The organism is Acidobacteriota bacterium (assembly GCA_030949985.1).
Taxonomy (GTDB): Bacteria; Acidobacteriota; Polarisedimenticolia; order J045; family J045; genus JALTMS01.
In genome coordinates this window covers 1-1262 of sequence record JAUZRX010000065.1, presented here as the reverse complement: position 1 = coordinate 1262, position 1262 = coordinate 1, and the positions used below count along the sequence as shown (strand labels likewise).

Genomic DNA, 1262 nt, shown 5'->3' with positions numbered 1-1262 from the left:
ACTCCGCTGCGGCGACAGATGATGTGGCTGGACCGGGCGCCGCCGAGGCACCGGCCCGCCGGGTCGGCGGTGAGGCACCCGCTTCCTCGGCCACGATCGCGGCCGGCGCGCCTCCTCGGCAGCGGGAGCCGGTCCGGACGGATGCGGGAGAGCTTCCCTCCGGCGTGATGGTCCTGCTGGTGGCCACGCAGGTCGAGGCGGGAGACCTGCTGGTCCTCGACCCGGACCAGGCAGGCAAGCTCGCGCGGGCCCGTTTCGCCGCGGATCCCGCGGTGGTGGGCGTCGCCGCAGGCCCCTCGCGGGAGGGCGCGTCCGGTCCGGAGGCGCCGGTGCTGGCCGGTGGTTTCGCCAGGCTCAAGGTCGACGCCGGCTACGGGGCGATCCGCCCCGGCGACCTGCTGGTCAGTTCGCCGACGCCGGGCCACGCGATGCGTGCCCTGGAGATCGCTCCGGGGACGGTGATCGGCAAGGCGATCGACGCCCTGGAGGCGGGCACGGGCACGATTCGCGTTGCGCTCATGCTGCGCTGACCAGAACGCGATGGAGGGTCGAGCGATGCGAAGGCACGTTTTCATGGCGGCGATCCTGCTGTCGGCCATGGGGATCGGCTCCCCGTTGGCCCAGCAGAGCGCGAGCTACCGGCTCGACGAGCACGTGATCAACCTGGGCGGTCGTCCGGACGACGGGGTGACGGCGAGTTCGGCGAGCTACCGGATCTCGCTCGACAGTCTCGGCGAGGCGGTGGTCCGTGCGGGTCTGTCGTCGGCGTCGTTCCGGATGGACGGATCGTTCGCGGGGGCGTACCCGCCACCCGGCGAGGTGTCCGGTCTGCGGTTCACGGACGACACGACGCTGGTGTGGGACCCGGAGAAGTCGGTGGGTGTGTACGACGTGTACCGCGACGCGCTCGCCGCGGTTTCGGGCGGGGGGTACGGGACCTGCTGGCAGGAGGACCTGGCCGGCACGACGACGACGGATCCGGACGTGCCGGGACCGGGGAGTGGTTTCTTCTATCTGGTCACGGCGGAAAACCGCCTGGGCGAGGAAGGCACGAAGGGCAGCGACAGCGGCGGGGCCCCCCGCGGCGGGAGCGCCTGTCCGTGATGACAGGAGGAACGATGCGGGTGTTGCTGATGGCGCGGTGATCGACGGTCCCCCGGCCGCCATGCGGCGCCGGAGGTGGAGCGGCTGTAAGCGGTCGTCAGACGGGGTTCCCGCGAGACGAGCGGAGAGGGCCGCGGATCTTCGTCGGAACGCTCCTT

General features: G+C 72.0%; 2 protein-coding genes. Both read left to right on the top strand.

The window, feature by feature from the left end; translation table 11 throughout:
* Nucleotides 1-530, top strand: a 530-nt coding sequence (locus Q9Q40_13445) for a hypothetical protein (GenBank protein ID MDQ7008224.1), incomplete at its 5' end; no start/stop codon positions are given.
* A gap of 25 nt (nucleotides 531-555) precedes the next feature.
* Nucleotides 556-1104: a hypothetical protein gene (locus tag Q9Q40_13440; protein ID MDQ7008223.1), complete on the top strand. Its 549-nt coding sequence runs from the start codon at nucleotides 556-558 to the stop codon at nucleotides 1102-1104.
* Nucleotides 1105-1262 lie beyond the last annotated feature (158 nt).

Coding starts and splice junctions, on each gene's coding strand:
- Q9Q40_13440 (MDQ7008223.1), top strand. CDS start 556: ATGCGAAGGCACGTTTTCATGGCGGCGATCCTGCTGTCGGCCATGGGG.